This window comes from Eoetvoesiella sp. (assembly GCF_035555955.1).
Classification (GTDB): Bacteria; Pseudomonadota; Gammaproteobacteria; order Burkholderiales; family Burkholderiaceae_B; genus Eoetvoesia.
The window spans coordinates 1-17475 of record NZ_DATMGA010000046.1; the positions used below are offsets into that span (position 1 = coordinate 1).

Genomic DNA, 17475 nt, shown 5'->3' on the forward strand with positions numbered 1-17475 from the left:
TATGTTTCATGCGGCGCTCCTTGATACTTGTTCGCAAGCGTCTGCAATCTGCCGCGTGGCGTTCAGGCTGGCATGCTCGTGCGCATGGGCGGCTACCTGAAGCAGTTCCCCGCGAGTCCGCTCCTTCAACCACTGCGCCAGCCAGGACGCTGAAAATTCGGATTGTTTACGCAGCCAGCCTCCCTTGCATTCGCTTAGATAGCGGGCGTTGGCCGTTTGATGATCGTCGATGGCGCCCGGCAGCGGAATGAACAGCGCGGCCACACCCGCGGCCGCCACTTCGGCGACCGTCATGGCGCCGGCGCGGCAGATCAATAGATCCGCCTGGGCCAGCGCCCCGGCCATATCGTCGATGAACGCCACGCATTGCGCCTGCACGCCGGCCTGCTCGTAAGCGGCGCGTACGGCCTCGATATGCCGCTCGCCCGCCTGGTGCGTGACGACCGGCCTATCCTGGACATCAAGCTGCCGCAAAGCCTGCGGCACCGTATCGTTCAGGGCCTGAGCGCCAAGGCTTCCGCCCACGACCAGTATCCTCAAGGCCCCCTGGCGCGCGGCGTAGCGCTCGCCAGCCGGCGGCAATTGGGCGACTTCCCGCCGCACGGGATTCCCGACCATCAACGCGCCCGGCAAGGCGCCGGGGAAGCCCAGCAGCACTTTGCTGGCGATTCGGGCCAGCCAGCGGTTGGCGGTTCCGGCAACGGCGTTCTGCTCGTGCACGACCAGGGGAATCTGCAGCAATGCCGCCATCAATCCGCCCGGGAAAGCCACGTACCCGCCCATGCCGAGCACGACGTCGGGCCGCAGACCGCGCAAATGGCGCGCGGCCTGCCGGCAGGCGCCTATCAGTGTAAAGGGCAGCTTCAGCAGCGCGGCCGCGCCTTTGCCTCGCACGCCCGAAAACCGCAGCGGCGCCATTTCGATGCCTTGGGCGGGCACCAGCCGCCCTTCCATGCGTTCCGGATGGCCCAGCCAGACGACGCGCCAGCCGCGCGACTGCATTTCGCGCGCCACGGCAAGGCCCGGCATGATATGCCCGCCGGTGCCGCCCGCCATGATCAACAAGGTGCGCGTCGTCATGTCCGCTTGCCTCGCATCAGGTTCCTGTTTTCGTGATCGACGCGCAACAGCAGCGCCACCGCCACGAGATTCATGACTATGCCCGACCCACCGTAGCTGACCAGCGGCAGGGTAAGCCCCTTGGTCGGCAGCAGGCCGACGCACACGCCGATATTGATGAAGGTCTGCACGCCGAACCACAGCGCCACGCCCTGGGCCACAAGGCCATTGAAAATGCGCTCCATGGCTATGGCCTGCCGGCCGATGTCGAAGGCTCGCCACACCACATAGGCGAATACGGCGATCAGGCACGCCACGCCGACAAAGCCCAGCTCTTCGCCGATGACTGCAACGATGAAGTCGGTATGCGCCTCGGGCAGGTAGTGCAGCTTTTCGATGCTGGCTCCCAGCCCCACGCCCAGCCATTCGCCTCGGCCGAAGGCGATCAGAGAATGCGACAGCTGATAGGCGCTGCCGTAGGCGTTGTCGGGATTCCAGGGATCCAGATAGACGAACAGCCGCTCGCGGCGCCACGGCGAGGCCCATATCAGCAACAGGAAGCTGCCCACCAGCACGCCCAGCAGGCTGGAAAACAGCTTGCCGTTGATTCCGCCTATGAACAAGATGCCCACGGCGATGGCCACGATCACCATGAACGCGCCCAGGTCGGGCTCGAGCAGCAGCACCATGCCCACGGCGCCAAGGGCCGTGGCCATGGGCAGGAAGCCGCGGAAAAAATTATGCATGTGCTCTTGTTTGCGCACGGTGTAATCGGCCGCGTACAAGATAATCGCAACCTTCATCAACTCGGAAGGCTGGAAGTTCAGCGGCCCCAAAGGCAGCCAGCGCCGCGCGCCGTTGACTTCGCGGCCCAGGCCCGGCACCAGGACCACGAGCAGCAGCAGCATGCTTACGATGAACAGCGGGATGGCCATCTTCTGCCAGACCTTCAGGGGCACGCTCAGCACAAAGGCCGCGCCAAGCACGCCGACCAATGCGAACAGGGCATGCCGGACCACGAAATAAAAACGCCCGTAGCTTTCGTAGCGCGGCCCGTCGGCCAGCGCGATGGAAGCCGAATACACCATGAGCAAGCCGAACAGCACCAGCGCGGCCGTAGCGACGATCAGTCCGAGATCGAAATTGGACATGGTCGTGCGGCCGGGCCGCACGGCGTTCACACCCGAAGTCAGATCCGTGAACAGGCTCATGCGATCTCCCCCTTGTCCAGCGCCAGCTCATGCACGGCCTGAACGAACACCTGGCCGCGATGGTTGTAGTTCCTGAACATGTCCATGCTGGCGCAGGCGGGCGACAGCAGCACGGTATCGCCCGCCTGCGCCAATGCCAACCCGCGCTCGACGGCATCCTCCAGGGTCGAGGCGTATTCCAGCGGAACCCCCGCATCGGCCAGCGCCTGGCCGATGACGGGACCGTCCTGGCCGATGAGCACGACGGCGCGGCCATGCTCGCGCACGGCTTTGAGCAGGGGGGAAAAATCCTGCCCCTTGCCCAGGCCGCCGGCAATCAGGACCGCCTTCCGGCCCAGCCCTTCGAGCGCGGCCACGGTGGCACCCACGTTCGTGCCCTTGCTGTCGTTGACGAAATCGACGCCGGCAATGGCTCGGACAAACTCGGCGCGATTGGGTTCGCCCGCGTATTCGCGCAATGCGCGCAGCATCGGCGCCCATCCCAGGCCCAAACTGCGGGCCAGCGCCAGCGCGGCCAGTGCGTTCAGGGCGTTGTGCTGGCCACGCACGCGCAGCGCATCGGCCGGCATCAGCCGCGAAATCCGGCCCGCATCCCGCAATGGTTCCTGCTCGGCCTTGCGGCGCTTGCCCGTGCCCGCGGCGGCGGGCAGGTCGAAATCGTTGGCTTCGCTGGCGCACAGCCAGGCGACGCCATGGCTGCCCTCCAGGCCCAGATCCCCCACCCAATGTGGGGCATCCCGCCCAAAGGAACGCACGGACATCGCCCTGGGTGCGGCCACCATATCGGCCACGATCGCATCGTCGCGGTTGATGACGGCGACCTTCGCCATGGCCAGAAGCCTGGCCTTGGCGGCGGCATATGCCTGCATGGATCCATGCCAGTCCAGATGATCCTGCGTTACGTTGAGCACCACGGCGGCATCCGGAACCAGCGACGACGTGGACTCCAGCTGGAAGCTCGACAACTCCAGCACCCAGACGTCGGGAAGATCCGAGGCATCCAGCGCGTCGGCCAGCGCGGCCAGCGCAGCCGGGCCGATATTGCCGGCCGCGCGGGCGCTGCGCCCGCATGCCTGCACCAGAAGCCGGGCCATCGAGGTGACGGTGGTCTTGCCGTTGGTGCCAGTCACGGCCAGCACATTCGGGCTGTAGCCTTGCCCCGCCATATCGGCCAGCGCGCGGGCGAACAATTCGATTTCCCCCAGCACTTCGATATTCTTTTCGCGGGCCAGATCCAGAAGCGATTTCACGGGCTCCTGCACCGGCGGCAAGCCGGGGCTGAGCACGATGCGCGCCACGTCGGCCAGCGCATCCTCGGTGAAGCATTCGGTTCCCAACCGGAAATCAACGTCCGCGCCGTCCAGCTTCGCGCGCAGGGCGTCCAGCCCGCCCGGCTGCGCGCGCGTATCCAGCACGCGCAGGCGCGCGCCGTTCCTGGCGCACCACGAGGCGGCCGCCGCCCCCGTCTCGCCCAGACCAAGAATCAGGGTCAACGTTCCCGCACCGATCGAAGGAAAGGAATAATCGCTCATCGCAGTTTCAACGTCGCCAGGCCTATCAGCACCAGCATCATGGTAATGATCCAGAAACGCACGACCACCTGCGTCTCTTTCCAGCCGCCGACTTCAAAATGGTGATGCAGCGGCGCCATTCGCAAGATGCGCCTGCCCTGTCCGTATCGTCGCTTGGTGTACTTGAAATACGACACCTGCAGCATCACCGAAAGCGTCTCCACCACGAACACGCCGCCCATGATGAACAAGACGATCTCCTGGCGCACGATGACCGCGATCGTGCCCAGCGCGCCGCCCAGGGCCAGCGCCCCGACGTCGCCCATGAATACTTGCGCGGGATAGGCGTTGAACCACAGAAACGCCAGGCCCGCCCCGCCGATGGCGGCGCACAGGACCATGAGCTCGGAGGCGCCCGGTATGTAAGGGAACAGCAGGTACTTGGAATAATCCACGCGGCCCACCACGTAGGCAAAGATGCCCAGCGCGCTGCCGACCATGACGGTCGGCATGATGGCCAGGCCGTCCAGGCCATCGGTAAGGTTCACGGCATTGCTGCTGCCCACGATCACGAACCAGGTCAGCGCGGCGAAGCCGAATACGCCCAGCGGATAGCTGACGCTCTTGAAGAACGGCACGATCAGGTCGGCGCGCGTCGGCAGCGGCATGGTGAACCCGCTCAGCATCCAGTCCCGAAACAGGGGCCACAAGTCGGCATTGGCCGGCGCGGCCACGGCAAACGTCAGGTAAATGGCGGCGATGACGCCGATCACGGCCTGCCAGAAGAACTTGCGGCGCGACGACATGCCTTCTGGATCGTGGTTGACGACCTTTTTGTAATCGTCCGCCCAGCCTATCCAGCCAAAGCCGAACGTCACCAGCAGAACCACCCACACGAAGCGATTCGTCCAGTCCGCCCACAGCAAGGTGCTGACCGCGATGGAGATGAGAATCAGCACGCCGCCCATGGTCGGCGTACCGGTTTTCTGCAGATGGGACTCGGGACCGTAGGAGCGCACCGCCTGGCCGATCTTCATCTCGGTCAGCTTGCGGATGACGCGCGGCCCCGCATACAGGCCGATGAGCAGCGCGGTGCCGCAAGCCAGCATGGCCCGCAAGGTAATGTATTCGAACACGCCGAAAGCGCGCATATGGGAATCCGCCAGCCAACGCGCCAGTTCAAGCAGCATCGTGTTCCCCTTTGTTTTTATTCATCGTCTTCTGTGTAAAACCGTGTACAACCCGCTCCATGCGGGTGCTTCGTGAACCCTTGACCAGGATGTTGGCCGGAGCCAGGCCGCATAAATGCGCAATCAATTCGTCGATCGAATCGAAGGCGCGGGCGCCGGTTCCAAAGGCCTCGGCAGCATGCCGCGCGGCCGGGCCGAACGTCAGCAAGGCGTCGATGCCGCGCTCTTTGGCATAAGCCCCCACTTCGGCATGCATGGCGGGCCCCTGGGCGCCCACCTCGGCCATGTCGCCCAGCACGAGAATCGTGCCGCCGGCCATTCCCGCCAGCACGTCGATGGCCGCGCGCACGGAATCGGGATTGGCGTTGTAGGTATCGTCGACCAGTTGCAGCCCGCCATCCAGGGCATGTGGCTGCATCCGGCCCGCCACGGGGTTGAAGTGCTCCAGCCCCCGCCTGACGGTGTCCAGGGGCGCTCCTGCGGCAATCGCGCACGCCGCGGCGGCCAGCGCATTGCGCAGGTTATGCAGGCCCGGCGCCGACAAGGACAGCGGGCACGAGCCGGACGGCGTGTACAGCTGGAACCGGGTTCTTGCCGGCTCGGCCTGGATCTGGCCGGCATGCACGTCGAACGCCGCATCCAGCCCGAAAGTCAGCACGGCTCGCGAGCCGGCCAGTTCCCGCCAGAGTCCGGCATAGCTGTCGTCGCCCGGAAACACAGCCACGCCGCCCTCGGGCAGGGTGGCCAGCACGGCGCCGTTTTCCCGCGCAACGGCTTCGACCGTGTGCATGAATTCCTGATGTTCGCGCTGGGCATTGTTGACCAGCGCAATGGTGGGCTGGGCCATTTTGCCCAACTGCCCGATTTCGCCGGGATGGTTCATGCCCAGCTCGAAAACCGCCGCGCGATGCACATCGCGCAACCTCAGCAGGGTCAGCGGCACGCCGATATCGTTGTTGAAATTGCCCGCCGTCGACAAAGCCCCCTGCCCGCCCTTCCACTCACGGAGGATGGAGGCGATCATTTCCTTGGTGGTGGTCTTGCCGTTGCTGCCCGTGACGGCAATGGCCGGCAGGCTGAAACGCCGGCGCCACATCGCGCCCATGCGGCCAAGGGCGTGGCGGGTGTCGCCAAGTTCGAACTGGACCAGTTTCAGGGCGGGATTGCGCCGTTCGACAATGGCGGCGCACGCGCCCGCCTGGCCGGCCTGAGCCAGATAATCGTGGCCATCGAAGGCTTCGCCCTTGAGGGCGAGGAAGATCTGGCCCGGCTGGATCGAGCGGGAATCCGTTGACAGCGCAGGATTGCGCAGCCATGTCAATGCAAGGCGCGACCACTCCCTGTCGTCGAAAGTCAGGCGCACGCCCTGAGCTTCCTGATACGTTTCGTGGCCTTTGCCGGCCAGCAGCACGACGTCTTCCGCCCCGGCGTTCCAGACCGCCGACAGAATCGCCAGAGCCCGGTCGGGCTCGACGGCCGGGGCCTGCGGCATGCCCGCAATGATTTCACCCAGTATGGCTTGGGGGTCTTCGTCGCGCGGATTGTCGCTGGTAAGAACGACCCGCTGCGCCAGGCGAGCCGCGATGCCGCCCATGATTGGCCGCTTGCCGCGATCGCGGTTGCCGCCGCAGCCGAACACGCACACCAGTTGCCCTCCGCGCGCCTGCGCCACCTCGCGCAATGCCAGCAACGCGCGTTCCAGCGCATCCGGCGTGTGGGCGTAGTCCACCACCACCATGGGCAGGGCAGCAGAGGCCTCGCCGCAAGCCTCGGGTTCGACGATCTGCAGCCGTCCTTCCACCGAGCGCAGAGTGGCCAGCACGCGCGCGATCCGCGCCAACGGCCAGCCCAGGTACTGCAGCACGCCGGCCACCAGCAGCAGATTGGAAACATTATGCTGGCCGACCAGGCGCGTCACGATCTGCGCCACGCCGTCCCGGGTTTCAAGATTGAAGATCAACCCATAGGTGCCGGTCTGGATATCCCGCGCGCAGATATCCGCAACAGCGTCTTGCCGCAGCGAATACGTCAGGGGCTCCAGCCCCGCCGCAACGGCCGCCAGCTCGACGCCGGCCGGATCGTCGACATTGATGACGGCATGGCGCAATCCAGGCCAGCCGAACAGCGAGAACTTGGCCCGCTTGTAATCCTCGACCGTGGCGTGATAGTCGAGATGGTCGCGTGTAAGGTTCGTGAACCCGGCGATCTCGATGCGCACCTGATCCAGCCGGCCCTGGTCCAGCCCTATGGACGACGCCTCGATCGCCGCGGCCTTGCCGCCGGCATCGCGAATGGCCGCAAGGCTGCGGTGCATGGTCAGGACGTCGGGCGTGGTCAGCGCACCGCCCAGGTTCGAGCCATCGGGCAGGGTCACGCCAAGCGTGCCGACAGTGCCGCAGGGCACGTTTTCGGCATTCAGCGCCGCCGCCACCCATTGCACCGTCGTGGTCTTGCCGTTGGTGCCGGTAACCGCCACCACGGACAATGCCTCGGACGGGCGGCCATACCATTCGTGCGCCAGCGCGCCCAGCATGGCGCAAAGCCCTTCGACCTCCAGCACGGGCACAGAGAAACCCGCTCCGCCCTTCCATCCGGAACCCGGCTGCGCAACCACGGCCGCGGCTCCGTTTTGCACGGCCTGGCCGATATACATGCGCCCATCGGACACGGCGCCCGGGCAGGCAAAGAACACATCGCCTTTTTGTATCAAGCGCGAATCCAGGCAAAGCTGTGCGCCCGGATCGACGCTCTCCCTCAACCACTGAATGACATTTTCCATGCTGCTCATCGGGCGGCCTCCTCTTTAGGGCCAACCGCCACCAGGGAATCGATCGGCGCATCGGGCTGCACGCCCATGCGGCGCAAGGTGCTGGACACGATCGTCGAAAATACCGGCGCCGCAATGCGGCCGCCGTAATAGCCGCCTGCCTGCGGCTCGTCGATGGTCACGGCCACCACGACGCGGGGATTGGAAACCGGGGCGAAGCCGACGAACGAGCCGCGGTAGCGCGTCGTGCTGTAGTGCCCATTGACGATCTGGCGCGCGGTTCCGCTCTTGCCCGCCACGCGGTAACCCTGAACCTGAGCCAGCTTGGCCCCGTCGGGACCCGCCGCCGCTTCGAGCATGGCGCGGATGAGGCCCGCCACGCGGGGCGAATACACCTGCACGCTGGTGGGCTTGCCGTGGCGCTTGAGCAGGGTCAGGGAAACCATGTCGCCGTTGCGCGCAAACGCCGTATAGGCATGGGCGATCTGCAGCAGCGAGACCGACAGGCCGTAGCCGTAGGCCATGGTCGCGCGCTCGATGGGGCGCCAGCGTTCCCACGGACGCAGCCGACCCGACGCCACACCCGGAAAGTTCGCCTGCGGCGCGCGCCCGAAACCCAGCTGGGTGAACTTGGTCCACATCTCCTGCGAGGTCAGCAGCTCGGAGATCATGGTCATCCCGATATTGCTGGAACGCCGCAGGATGCCGGCAACGTTCAGGACGCCGTTGCGGCTCACGTCCGAGATCGTGGAGCCCTGGTAGCGGTAATGGCCATTGCCCGTATTGAACATGGTCGAGGTCGTGATGCGGTTCAGGTCCAGCGCCAAGGCGGCCGTGAACGGCTTCATGATGGATCCCGGTTCGAAGGTGTCCGTAATGGCCCGGTTGCGCAGCGCGCTGCCCTTGCGGTCGTCGCGGTCGTTGGGATCGTAGGTGGGCAAGTTGACCAGGGCGAGGATTTCGCCGGTCTGCACGTCGACCACGATCGCCGCGCCCGACTTGGCCTGGTGTTCTTCCAGCGCTTTTTTCAGCGCCGAATACGCATCGAACTGCATGCCTGCATCGATGGACAGGCTCAGATCCTGGCCGTCGACCGGCGGCACGACCGCCTTGACGTCCTCGACGATGCGCCCGAGACGGTCCTTGATGACCCGCCTGCTGCCGGGCTGGCCCGAAAGCTCCGAATCGTAAGCCAGCTCCATCCCTTCGATGCCATGGTCCTCGATGTTCGTGAAACCCACGATGTGGGCCGTCACGCCGCCCTCGGGATAGGAGCGCCGCATTTCCGCCTGCTGATGGATGCCCGGAATCTTGAGCTTCTTGATCTGCTCGGCCAGGTCCACCGACACCTGGCGCTTCAGGTAGACGAAGTTCTTGTCCTCGTTGGACAGGCGCCGCTGCACCTCGCCAAGCGGCACGTCCAGGAGCTTGGCCAGTGCCGCGATCTGCTTGGGATCCGCCTCTTTCGTGTCTTCGGGTATGGCCCATATGGCGCGAGCGGGCACGCTGGAGGCCAGCACCACCGATCCGCTGCGATCGAATATCTTGCCCCGCGTGGCGGGGAGCACCAGGGTACGCTCGTAGCGGCGCTCGCCTTGCTGCTGCAGGAAATCCTTGGACATGCCCTGCAAATACATGGTCTTGGCTATAAGCGCGACAAAGCCCAGCATCAGAAGAATCAACACCAGGCGCGAACGCCACAAAGGCATCCGGACATTGAGGACGGGGCTGTTGTAAAAGCGGCCGCGCTTCATGGCCGCCCCCCGTTCGAGTCGCCCGCAGCCGCGACGGACTGCTCGCCGCCTTTTAGCGCGCCGCCTTTTATATAGATGGTGCGGTCGGGCGAGACGGGCACCATCTTCAGCTCATCGCGGGCCAGTTCGTCGATGCGGGCATTGCGGGCCTGTTCCGCGCGTTCCAGCTGCAGGCGGCGCCAGTCGATGTCGAGTTCGCGCGCCTTGGCATCCATGCGTTCGGCGACGACAAACAACTGGCGGGACTGAAAACGGGCCGTAACCAGCGATATGGCGGACACCATGAGCAAGGCGGCAAACACGAGGCAAAGGCGGCCCATCATTTCCTCCTGTGCGCGTGCCCGGAGGGCCTGGAAACCAGGCCGGCCGTCTTGATAAAAGAAGCGCCCTGATCGGGCGGCAAGGGGACCGAGGTGCGCTCGGCGGCTCGCAGCACCGCGGAGCGCGCCCGCACATTGCCTGCGATTTCATCGCCGCCCGGCAGCACCCGCCCCAGCGAGACCAGCACCGGCTGGGGCATGTCTTTTTCAAGGATGGGCATGCGCGCCTGGGCTTCCCCCGGCCGGGACGCCGCGGCAATGCATTGCTTGACCATGCGGTCTTCCAGCGAGTGGAAGCTGATCACGGCCAGGCGCCCTCCGGGGGCCAGAACCCTTAGAGCTGACGCGAGGGCGCCCGCGAGTTCCTCGAGTTCTTCATTGAGGTAAATCCGTAGAGCCTGAAAGGTGCGAGTGGCCGGATGTTGACCCTTTTCGCGCGTACGGACGACACTGGCGACGAGCTCGGCGAGGTCGAGCGTTGTGCGCATCGGCCTGGATTCGCGGCGAGCAACAACCGCCTTTGCAATCTGGAAAGCAAACCGTTCTTCGCCATATTTTGCTATGACCTCCTTGATTTCTTCGAGGCTGGCCTGCGCCAGCCACTCCGCGGCGGTCAGGCCGCGACTCGTATCCATGCGCATGTCGAGGGGACCTTCGCGCATAAAAGAAAAACCCCGGCCTGGATCGTCGATCTGGGGCGAGGACACGCCCAGATCCAGCATGACGCCATCGACCTGGCCCAGGCCCAGCCCAGCCAGTTCGTGCTCCATGGAGGCAAAACCGCCATGCACCACGGATACCCGGCCGTCCTGGCCCGCCAGCTCTTGCGCCGCCGCGACAGCCTGGGGATCTTTATCGAAAACGACAAGCCTGGCATCATCCGCCAGCTTGCCCAACAGATGGCGGCTATGGCCTCCACGGCCGAAGGTGCCGTCCACGAACACGCCATGCCGGCGCCGCGTGGCCTGGCCGCTACCGGGGGATTGTCTGGATTTGCGCCCAAATCCGTCGTCAATCAGGGCGCTGACCGTAGGCTCCAGCAGCACGGATCGGTGAACTCGCTCCATGGACGCCCCTTAAAAAGAAAAATTCTCAAGGGCGTCGGACATGCCGTTGGCCAGATCTTCGGCCTCTCGGCGAGCCCACTCGGCGGCATCCCACAATTCGAAATGGCTTCCCATGCCCAGCAACATGGCGTCGCGCGTCAGCCCCACCGCATTGCGCAGTTCGGGGGCGACCAGGATACGGCCCGAGCCGTCCATTTCGACATCTTGCGCATTGCCCAGCAACAGCCGCTGGAATGGGCGAGCCTTCATGGGAAGCGCAGCGATCTGAGCGCGGCGCTGCTCCCATACCGTGCGTGGGTATACGAGAAGGCAGCCATCGGGGTGGCGAGTCAGCGTCAAGCGCCCCTCGACCTGGGAAAGCAGCGCGTCACGATGCCGGGTGGGTATCGAGACCCTCCCCTTCGCATCCAACGTGAGTGCACTGCAACCCTGAAACACGCCTTTTTACTCCACTTTTTTGCACTAAATCCTACTTTTTCCCACTCTACGGGAACCCGGGCGGCAGGTCAAGCGCTAACTTGTATTTTTTTCAATCACAACAAGCACTTAGAGCTATTTTCGAGAATGGATTACAAAAAAATCCATAGAGAAATCAAGAAATTGCAGACCTATCTACAAGTGCTTTATCAGCAATGCAAGAGGAAGTAAGCAATCGCAGTCGCCTGTTCGCCGCGTTTCCCGCCCCGTAGTCATGCCGGCAGGCGCGGGGCCCCGCCGGCTTCCAAGGGTAACTACCGATACACAGCTCCGGCCGCCAGCAATAAATTTGTATTTGCAATTATTTTACGAAAGAAGGAAAAGTGAACGACGATGCCGGCCAGGCCTCGCCTTATTACCGGAAATCCGCTTAATCCATCTGGATTTTCAAAAGTCTCAGGTGGATATCCACCAAGAGCTCGTAAGACCAGGAAGCGATTTTATTTGCATCAACAATAATATCCTTATGTACGGCCGCCAGCATGCCGCAGCAAAGGAAAATCACAGGACAGGCGCGCAAAGAGGCGCCCCTGCCCACAGCCCAGGCAGTCAACACAAATGGAGGCGGTACATGGTTGAGCTTTATCATTTCTGGAGTTCGGTTTGTTCGGTTCGGGTGCGCATGGCCCTGGAGGAAAAAAACATTTCCTGGACCAGTCGCTACATCGACCTTTTCAAATTCGATCAGTTGCGTCCCGAATACCTGGAGATCAGCCCCGAGGGGGTGGTTCCCGTACTCGTCCACAATGGACACGCCATACACGAATCGGAAATCATCAACGAATATATCGACGCTGCATTCCCCGGGCCAAGGCTGGTGCCGCAAGACCCCCTGCAAGCCGCACGCATGCGCGAGTTCGTCAAGACCTGCAACGACGGTTTCGATGCGATCGTCAAGCTGACCATGGTCAAGTACATCCTGCCGAAATTGCGCAAGCGCTGGGGCGACGACGTGCTGCGCGAACAGGCGGCGCGGCGGCCGTCCAAATACCTGAGGGACATGCATTCGCGCGCCGTACGTGGCGAAATCAGCGAAGCGGAACTGTCGGAGTCGCGGGCCGACATCGAACACCTGCTCGATCGGCTCGAAGCCACGCTGGATCCCGGCCCCTGGATCGTCGACCAGTTTTCCCTGGCGGACATTTCGCTGGCGCCCTTCATGTTCCGCCTGGCGGCGCTAGGCCAGGACCAGTTCTGGTCGTCAAGCAGGCGGCCCAGGGTCAATGCCTGGTACGCCGCCATTTCGGCCCGCCCCTCGTTCAACGTGGCGGTCTCGTGGCCGGACGAAAGCGGCGGTGGCTACGAAGAAGTGGGATTGACGACGCAAAGCCTCAAGACGTAAAGAGCGGGACAGATCTATAGGCCGGATTCTGTACACCAAGCGAACTTGGCGGGCAATCATTCCTCTGGGTGCGGCATTGCTGCCGCACTCTAGCCATCTACCCGCATGCTCGGGCGAGCAGCCCTTTTGGCCCGAAGGCCAGGCGCATGCCTATTTGATGTTGCTCCGGATAGAGGTTACCGCGTTTCACCCTGCCGCGCCGCAGCCTGTCGCCAAGCTGCGCAGCACGGAGATGGCCGTGCCGGTGCATGCCAGGCATGCCCGCGCCGCAGACTCGTCTCTGTGGCCCTGTTCCTCGGCCCGCCGCACGCCATGGGCGTCTCGGCAGCCGGACGGCCGTTAGCCGTTATCCTGCTCTGTGGAGTCCGGACCTTCCTCGATGCCGAAACACCGCGATTGCCCGATCTGCCCCGCAGGCGCCATTGTATAGGACTTGGAGCCGGGCGGGCGCAAAGCCCGGCAACCTGCGACAATAGAAGCTTTCCGAATCCTTCGCTTCAAACCTGTATGGCCGCCCTGATTTCGCTGACCAACCTTCAACTCGCCTACGGGCACCATCCCTTGCTCGATCATGCCGACCTTGCCGTCCAGCCGGGCGAGCGCATCGGCCTCATCGGTCGCAACGGCGCCGGCAAATCCTCGCTGCTCAAGATCCTGGACGAGCGCATCGTTCCCGACGACGGCGAAATCATGCGCCTTGGCGGCCTGAAGATCGCCACGGTCGAGCAGGAACCCGATCTCGACGAGTCCCTGACCGTCTTCGAGGCATTGTGTGGCGACATCAACGAAAGCGAGGACTGGGCCAGGCCGGGCCGCGTCCAGGCCCTCATCGACGAACTGGGCCTGACGGCCGATGCGCCCATAGCCGGCCTGTCGGGCGGCACCCGCAAGCGCGTGGCGCTGGCGCACGCCTTCGCCGACGAGCCCGACCTGCTTTTGCTGGACGAACCCACCAATCACCTGGACTTCATCGGCATAGGCTGGCTCGAGCAGCGCCTCCTGAACGCTCGGTGCAGCATCATTCTTATTACACACGACCGGCGCTTCCTGGACAACGTCGCCACGCGCATCGTCGAGCTCGATCGCGGCCAGCTCTTCAGCTTTCCAGGCAACTTCAGCGCCTGGCAGCAGCGCAAGGCCGAATGGCTCGAGGCCGAAAAGCAGCAGAACGCCAAGTTCGACAAGGTGCTGGCCCAGGAGGAAGTGTGGATACGCAAGGGCGTCGAAGCCCGCCGCACCCGCAACGAAGGGCGCGTGCGCAGGCTGGAGCAGTTGCGCATCGAACGCAGGGCGCGCCGTGAGCGCGTCGGCAACGTCAACCTGGCCATCGCCGAAGGCCAGCGCTCGGGCAAGCTCGTGGCCGAGCTCAAGCACGTCAGCTTCGCCTACGGCGAACGCGTCCTGGTACGCGACCTGTCCACCACCATACTGCGCAAGGACCGCATAGGCCTCATCGGCCCCAACGGCGTGGGCAAGACCACGCTTATCCGCATCCTGCTGGGCAAGCTGCAGCCCGACTCGGGCGAAGTCAAGCTGGGCACCAACCTTACCATCGGCTACTTCGATCAGATGCGCTCCCAACTGGACGAAACCGCCACCGTGGCCGACACCATCAGCCCGGGCAGCGAATGGGTGGAAATCGGCGACCAGCGCAAGCACATCATGAGCTACCTGGAGGACTTCCTGTTCTCGCCGGCGCGCGCCAAATCACCGGTCAGCAGCCTTTCGGGCGGCGAACGGGCCCGCCTGGTGCTGGCCCGCCTGTTCGCCAGGCCGACCAATGTGCTGGTCATGGACGAGCCCACCAACGACCTCGATATCGAAACCCTGGAGCTGCTCGAAGAACTGCTCCAGGACTACGCCGGCACGGTGCTCATCGTCAGCCACGACCGGGAATTCCTCAATAACGTCATCACCCAGACACTGGCCGCCGAAGGCAACGGCGTTTGGCGCGAGTACGTGGGCGGCTACGACGAATGGCTGGCGCAGCGGCCCCAGCCAGCCACCGCCACGACACCCGAGATCAAGAAAGAAAAAACCGAAGCCCCGGTGCAAACCCGGGCGCGTCCCGCCAAAACATCGCGCATCACATCGTGGGAACAGCGCGAACTGGACGAAATGCCCGAGGCCATCGCCAACATCGAGGCGCGCCAGCAAGAGCTTACCGCCGCCCTGGCCGACGGCAATCTATACCGGGACTCGCCCGGCGAAGTCGAGCGCATCAACCGCGAGCTGGCCGAACTGGAAGAAAAAATGTCCGGCCTGTTCGAACGCTGGGAAGCCCTCGAGGCCAAGCAAAAGGGCTGACGCGGTCTTGCGCGGCCTCGCAAGAAAATCCACGGCCTTTTGGAATACCACCGGCGCTTCAGGACACCGCCGTGTATTTGTTTGCGGCCGGCCGGTTCAGATTTTCAGGCCGGCCGCTTGCGCTTCTTGGCCGGTGCAGCGCATCAAGCCTTCAGGCGCCAGGGCAGGGACTCGCCCGCCGCCAGGGGCACGACCGTGGAATCGCCCAGCGGCAGCTCTTGCGGAATATCGTAGGCCGAACGTTCAAGGGTAATGGTGCCCTGGTTGAGCGGCAGGCCGTAAAAGGCCGGCCCGTGGCGGCTGGCAAAGCCTTCCAGCGCGTCGAGCCTGCCCACGGAATCGAAGGCCGTGGCGTACAGTTCCATGGCGTGCAAGGCCGTGTAGCAGCCCGCACAGCCGCAGGCCTGCTCTTTGAGCCCGCGAGGGTGCGGCGCACTGTCGGTTCCCAGGAAGAAACGCGTATTGCCGCTGGTGGCGGCCTCGACCAGGGCCAGGCGATGCGTTTCCCGCTTGAGCACCGGCAGACAGTACCAATGAGGCCGTATCCCGCCCTGGAAAATGGCATTGCGGTTGTACAGCAAGTGATGGGCGGTAATGGTTGCCCCGACAGGCCCTTCGGCATCGGTAACGTAGTCGACGCCATTCTTGGTGGTCAGGTGTTCGAAAACGACCTTCAGGGCCGGAAATGCCCGGCGCAACGGAATCATGACCTTGTCGATGAACACGGCTTCGCGGTCGAACAGGTCGATGGCCGGGTCGGTGACCTCGCCGTGAACCAGCAAAGGCAGGCCATGCTTTTGCATGGCCTCCAGCGCCGGGCCGCAGCGCCCGAACAGGTCGGTGACGCCGGCGTCGGAATTAGTGGTCGCTCCGGCGGGATACAGCTTTACGCCATGGACGAAGCCCGACTCCACCGCGCGGGTGATCTCGGCCGCGGACGTGTTGTCGGTAAGATACAGAGTCATGAGCGGCGTGAACGCCCCGGGCTCGACCCCCGCGACGGCCAGGGCGGCCATGATGCGGCCCCGGTAGGCGCCGGCCAGCTCGGCGTTGACGACCGGCGGCTTCAGATTGGGCATGATGATGGCGCGGCCGAACTGGCGCGCCGTATCGCCGACCACGGCCTGCAGCACCGCCCCGTCGCGCAGGTGCAGGTGCCAGTCGTCGGGGCGGATCAGGGTCAGGGAATCGATGACAGATGGCATATAGGAAAACAATCTACGTAAAATGCGAAAGAGCCACGATGTTAACGCGCTTTGGATGCTCTTGGCAGCATCTGTAACATCCCGCTATCCGGCATTTACCTTTTTTAAAGGGGCTCGGCATAAATCGCTTTGTTTTTAAGCCGAACTCAAGTTATGCTCGGGTTACCCGTTTATTAAACAATTCTTTGGAGCACCATTTTATGGCAACAACCGCAAAACCCGCCCGTAAACCGAATGCGGCGTTTATGAAGCCACTGACGCCCAGCCCCACCCTGGCGGCCATCATCGGGGCCAGCCCGTTGCCCCGTACCGAAGTCACCAAAAAAATCTGGGAATACATCAAAAAGCACGATCTGCAAGATCCGGCCAACCGCCGCAACATCAATGCCGACGATAAACTGCGCCCCTTGTTCGGCAAAGATCAGGTTTCCATGTTCGAGCTCACCAAACTCGTCAGCGGCCACCTCAAGTAACCAGACACTCAATCCCGACACCCGGGCCCCATGCCCACCGCGCGGCTGCCACGCAGCCCGGCCGGCCAAAAGCGCTTGCGGTGCTGCGGGATTCCCCTCCCAATAAAAAACGCTGCCATCTCGAGCAGCGTTTTTTATTGGTGTTGCCTTTATAGCTGTTGTTATCGGAAGCCCCCGGCTTTCGTGCCGGCGCGCCCCGACGGGCGGCCGCCATCGGCGTTCATACGTCGGCCTGAGCAGGCTCGCCCGCAAACAGCGCCAGCCAGCCGCGGATAAGGCGGTAGGCCAGCCAGACGCCAAGAATGACCAGGGCAATCCAGCCCAGGTAGAACAGGGTTCCAATGAGGCTCAGGACCAGCCATAGCAGCCCCCACCAGAACGTCTTGAGTATCCAGTCTATATGGCTGGCATACACCGTGCCGGCAAGATCGCCCCGCTTCAGGTACGCCAGCACCACGGCAAAGACCACGGCGAAGCCCAAAAAGCCCGAGGTAACGACACCCAGGGCGAAAAGGCCGTAAACGATATGCATGATCGTGCGCATGGACAAGCCGCTGCCATCTTCTGGCGGTAATACCTCGGTCATAAACCCTCCGGAACAAATTGTCTGTAATCAAGTGCAGACTATTTTACCTGTTTCAGGCGTCCACCAAAGACAAAGCCCCTCGCCCAATGACTGGGGAGGGGCTTTGAGGGATAAGAGCCTGACGATGACCTACTTTCACAGACGAATGTCAACTATCATCGGCGCAAAGGCGTTTCACGGTCCTGTTCGGGATGGGAAGGAGTGGG

At 63.6% G+C, this 17475-nt stretch carries 14 protein-coding genes, 1 rRNA gene and 1 other RNA gene; 3 read left to right on the plus strand and 13 right to left on the minus strand.

The features are described 5' to 3' along the window. Positions 1-6 precede the first annotated feature (6 nt). Genes murG through mraZ form a run of 9 tightly spaced genes read right to left on the minus strand, consistent with a single transcriptional unit; the run spans position 7 to position 11317 of the window. Positions 7-1080, minus strand: a complete 1074-nt coding sequence (murG, locus tag VNT00_RS12145) for an undecaprenyldiphospho-muramoylpentapeptide beta-N-acetylglucosaminyltransferase (protein ID WP_325587810.1) — start codon at positions 1078-1080, stop codon at positions 7-9. After that, complete coding sequence (ftsW, locus tag VNT00_RS12150) at positions 1077-2270, minus strand: putative lipid II flippase FtsW (protein ID WP_325587812.1); 1194 nt, start codon at positions 2268-2270, stop codon at positions 1077-1079. Before ftsW ends, murG begins: the two co-directional genes overlap by 4 nt. After that, positions 2267-3802: a UDP-N-acetylmuramoyl-L-alanine--D-glutamate ligase gene (murD, locus tag VNT00_RS12155; protein ID WP_325587814.1), complete on the minus strand. Its 1536-nt coding sequence runs from the start codon at positions 3800-3802 to the stop codon at positions 2267-2269. Before murD ends, ftsW begins: the two co-directional genes overlap by 4 nt. After that, a complete protein-coding gene (gene mraY, locus VNT00_RS12160; RefSeq protein ID WP_325587816.1) occupies positions 3799-4971 on the minus strand; it encodes a phospho-N-acetylmuramoyl-pentapeptide-transferase in 1173 nt (390 codons plus the stop codon). The genes murD and mraY overlap by 4 nt, the downstream gene beginning before the upstream one ends. Further along, positions 4961-7759, minus strand: coding sequence for a bifunctional UDP-N-acetylmuramoyl-L-alanyl-D-glutamate--2,6-diaminopimelate ligase MurE/UDP-N-acetylmuramoyl-tripeptide--D-alanyl-D-alanine ligase MurF (gene murF / locus VNT00_RS12165; protein WP_325587818.1), 2799 nt, complete (start codon positions 7757-7759; stop codon positions 4961-4963). Before murF ends, mraY begins: the two co-directional genes overlap by 11 nt. Then, the gene (locus tag VNT00_RS12170) at positions 7756-9492 is read right to left on the minus strand and encodes a peptidoglycan D,D-transpeptidase FtsI family protein (RefSeq protein WP_325587820.1); all 1737 of its coding nucleotides are present in this window, start codon (positions 9490-9492) and stop codon (positions 7756-7758) included. Before VNT00_RS12170 ends, murF begins: the two co-directional genes overlap by 4 nt. After that, positions 9489-9812 (minus strand): cell division protein FtsL, encoded by a 324-nt coding sequence (gene ftsL / locus VNT00_RS12175; RefSeq protein WP_325587836.1) that lies wholly within the window; start codon positions 9810-9812, stop codon positions 9489-9491. Before ftsL ends, VNT00_RS12170 begins: the two co-directional genes overlap by 4 nt. After that, on the minus strand, positions 9812-10879 hold the full coding sequence (gene rsmH, locus VNT00_RS12180) for a 16S rRNA (cytosine(1402)-N(4))-methyltransferase RsmH (protein WP_325587822.1): 1068 nt from the start codon (positions 10877-10879) through the stop codon (positions 9812-9814). The genes ftsL and rsmH overlap by 1 nt, the downstream gene beginning before the upstream one ends. Positions 10880-10888: 9 nt before the next feature. Then, the gene (gene mraZ / locus VNT00_RS12185; RefSeq protein ID WP_325587824.1) at positions 10889-11317 is read right to left on the minus strand and encodes a division/cell wall cluster transcriptional repressor MraZ; all 429 of its coding nucleotides are present in this window, start codon (positions 11315-11317) and stop codon (positions 10889-10891) included. A gap of 610 nt (positions 11318-11927) precedes the next feature. Here mraZ and VNT00_RS12190 point away from each other — a divergent pair. Then, the gene (locus VNT00_RS12190; protein WP_325587826.1) at positions 11928-12698 is read left to right on the plus strand and encodes a glutathione S-transferase family protein; all 771 of its coding nucleotides are present in this window, start codon (positions 11928-11930) and stop codon (positions 12696-12698) included. Position 12699: 1 nt separating this feature from the next. Here the strand turns inward: VNT00_RS12190 and rnpB are convergent. Beyond that, positions 12700-13110, minus strand: an RNA gene (gene rnpB, locus VNT00_RS12195) — RNase P RNA component class A. A 95-nt stretch (positions 13111-13205) separates the two neighbouring features. On the opposite strand from rnpB, the gene VNT00_RS12200 reads away from it, so the two are divergent. Continuing rightward, positions 13206-15005 carry an ATP-binding cassette domain-containing protein gene (locus VNT00_RS12200; protein ID WP_325587828.1) on the plus strand — a complete coding sequence of 600 codons (1800 nt, stop codon included), beginning with the start codon at positions 13206-13208 and terminating at the stop codon, positions 15003-15005. Between the two features lie 143 nt (positions 15006-15148). Here VNT00_RS12200 and pyrC read toward each other — a convergent pair whose 3' ends face one another. Continuing rightward, positions 15149-16210, minus strand: coding sequence for a dihydroorotase (gene pyrC / locus VNT00_RS12205; RefSeq protein WP_325587830.1), 1062 nt, complete (start codon positions 16208-16210; stop codon positions 15149-15151). A 200-nt stretch (positions 16211-16410) separates the two neighbouring features. On the opposite strand from pyrC, the gene VNT00_RS12210 reads away from it, so the two are divergent. Next, positions 16411-16683, plus strand: a complete 273-nt coding sequence (locus VNT00_RS12210) for an SWIB/MDM2 domain-containing protein (protein WP_325587832.1) — start codon at positions 16411-16413, stop codon at positions 16681-16683. Positions 16684-16903: 220 nt separating this feature from the next. On the opposite strand, the gene VNT00_RS12215 is transcribed toward VNT00_RS12210, so the two are convergent. Both VNT00_RS12215 and rrf read right to left on the minus strand, forming a co-directional pair. Beyond that, positions 16904-17269, minus strand: a complete 366-nt coding sequence (locus tag VNT00_RS12215; RefSeq protein ID WP_325587834.1) for a DUF4870 family protein — start codon at positions 17267-17269, stop codon at positions 16904-16906. Positions 17270-17385: 116 nt separating this feature from the next. Further along, a 5S ribosomal RNA gene (gene rrf, locus VNT00_RS17910) occupies positions 17386-17475 on the minus strand; the annotation flags it as partial.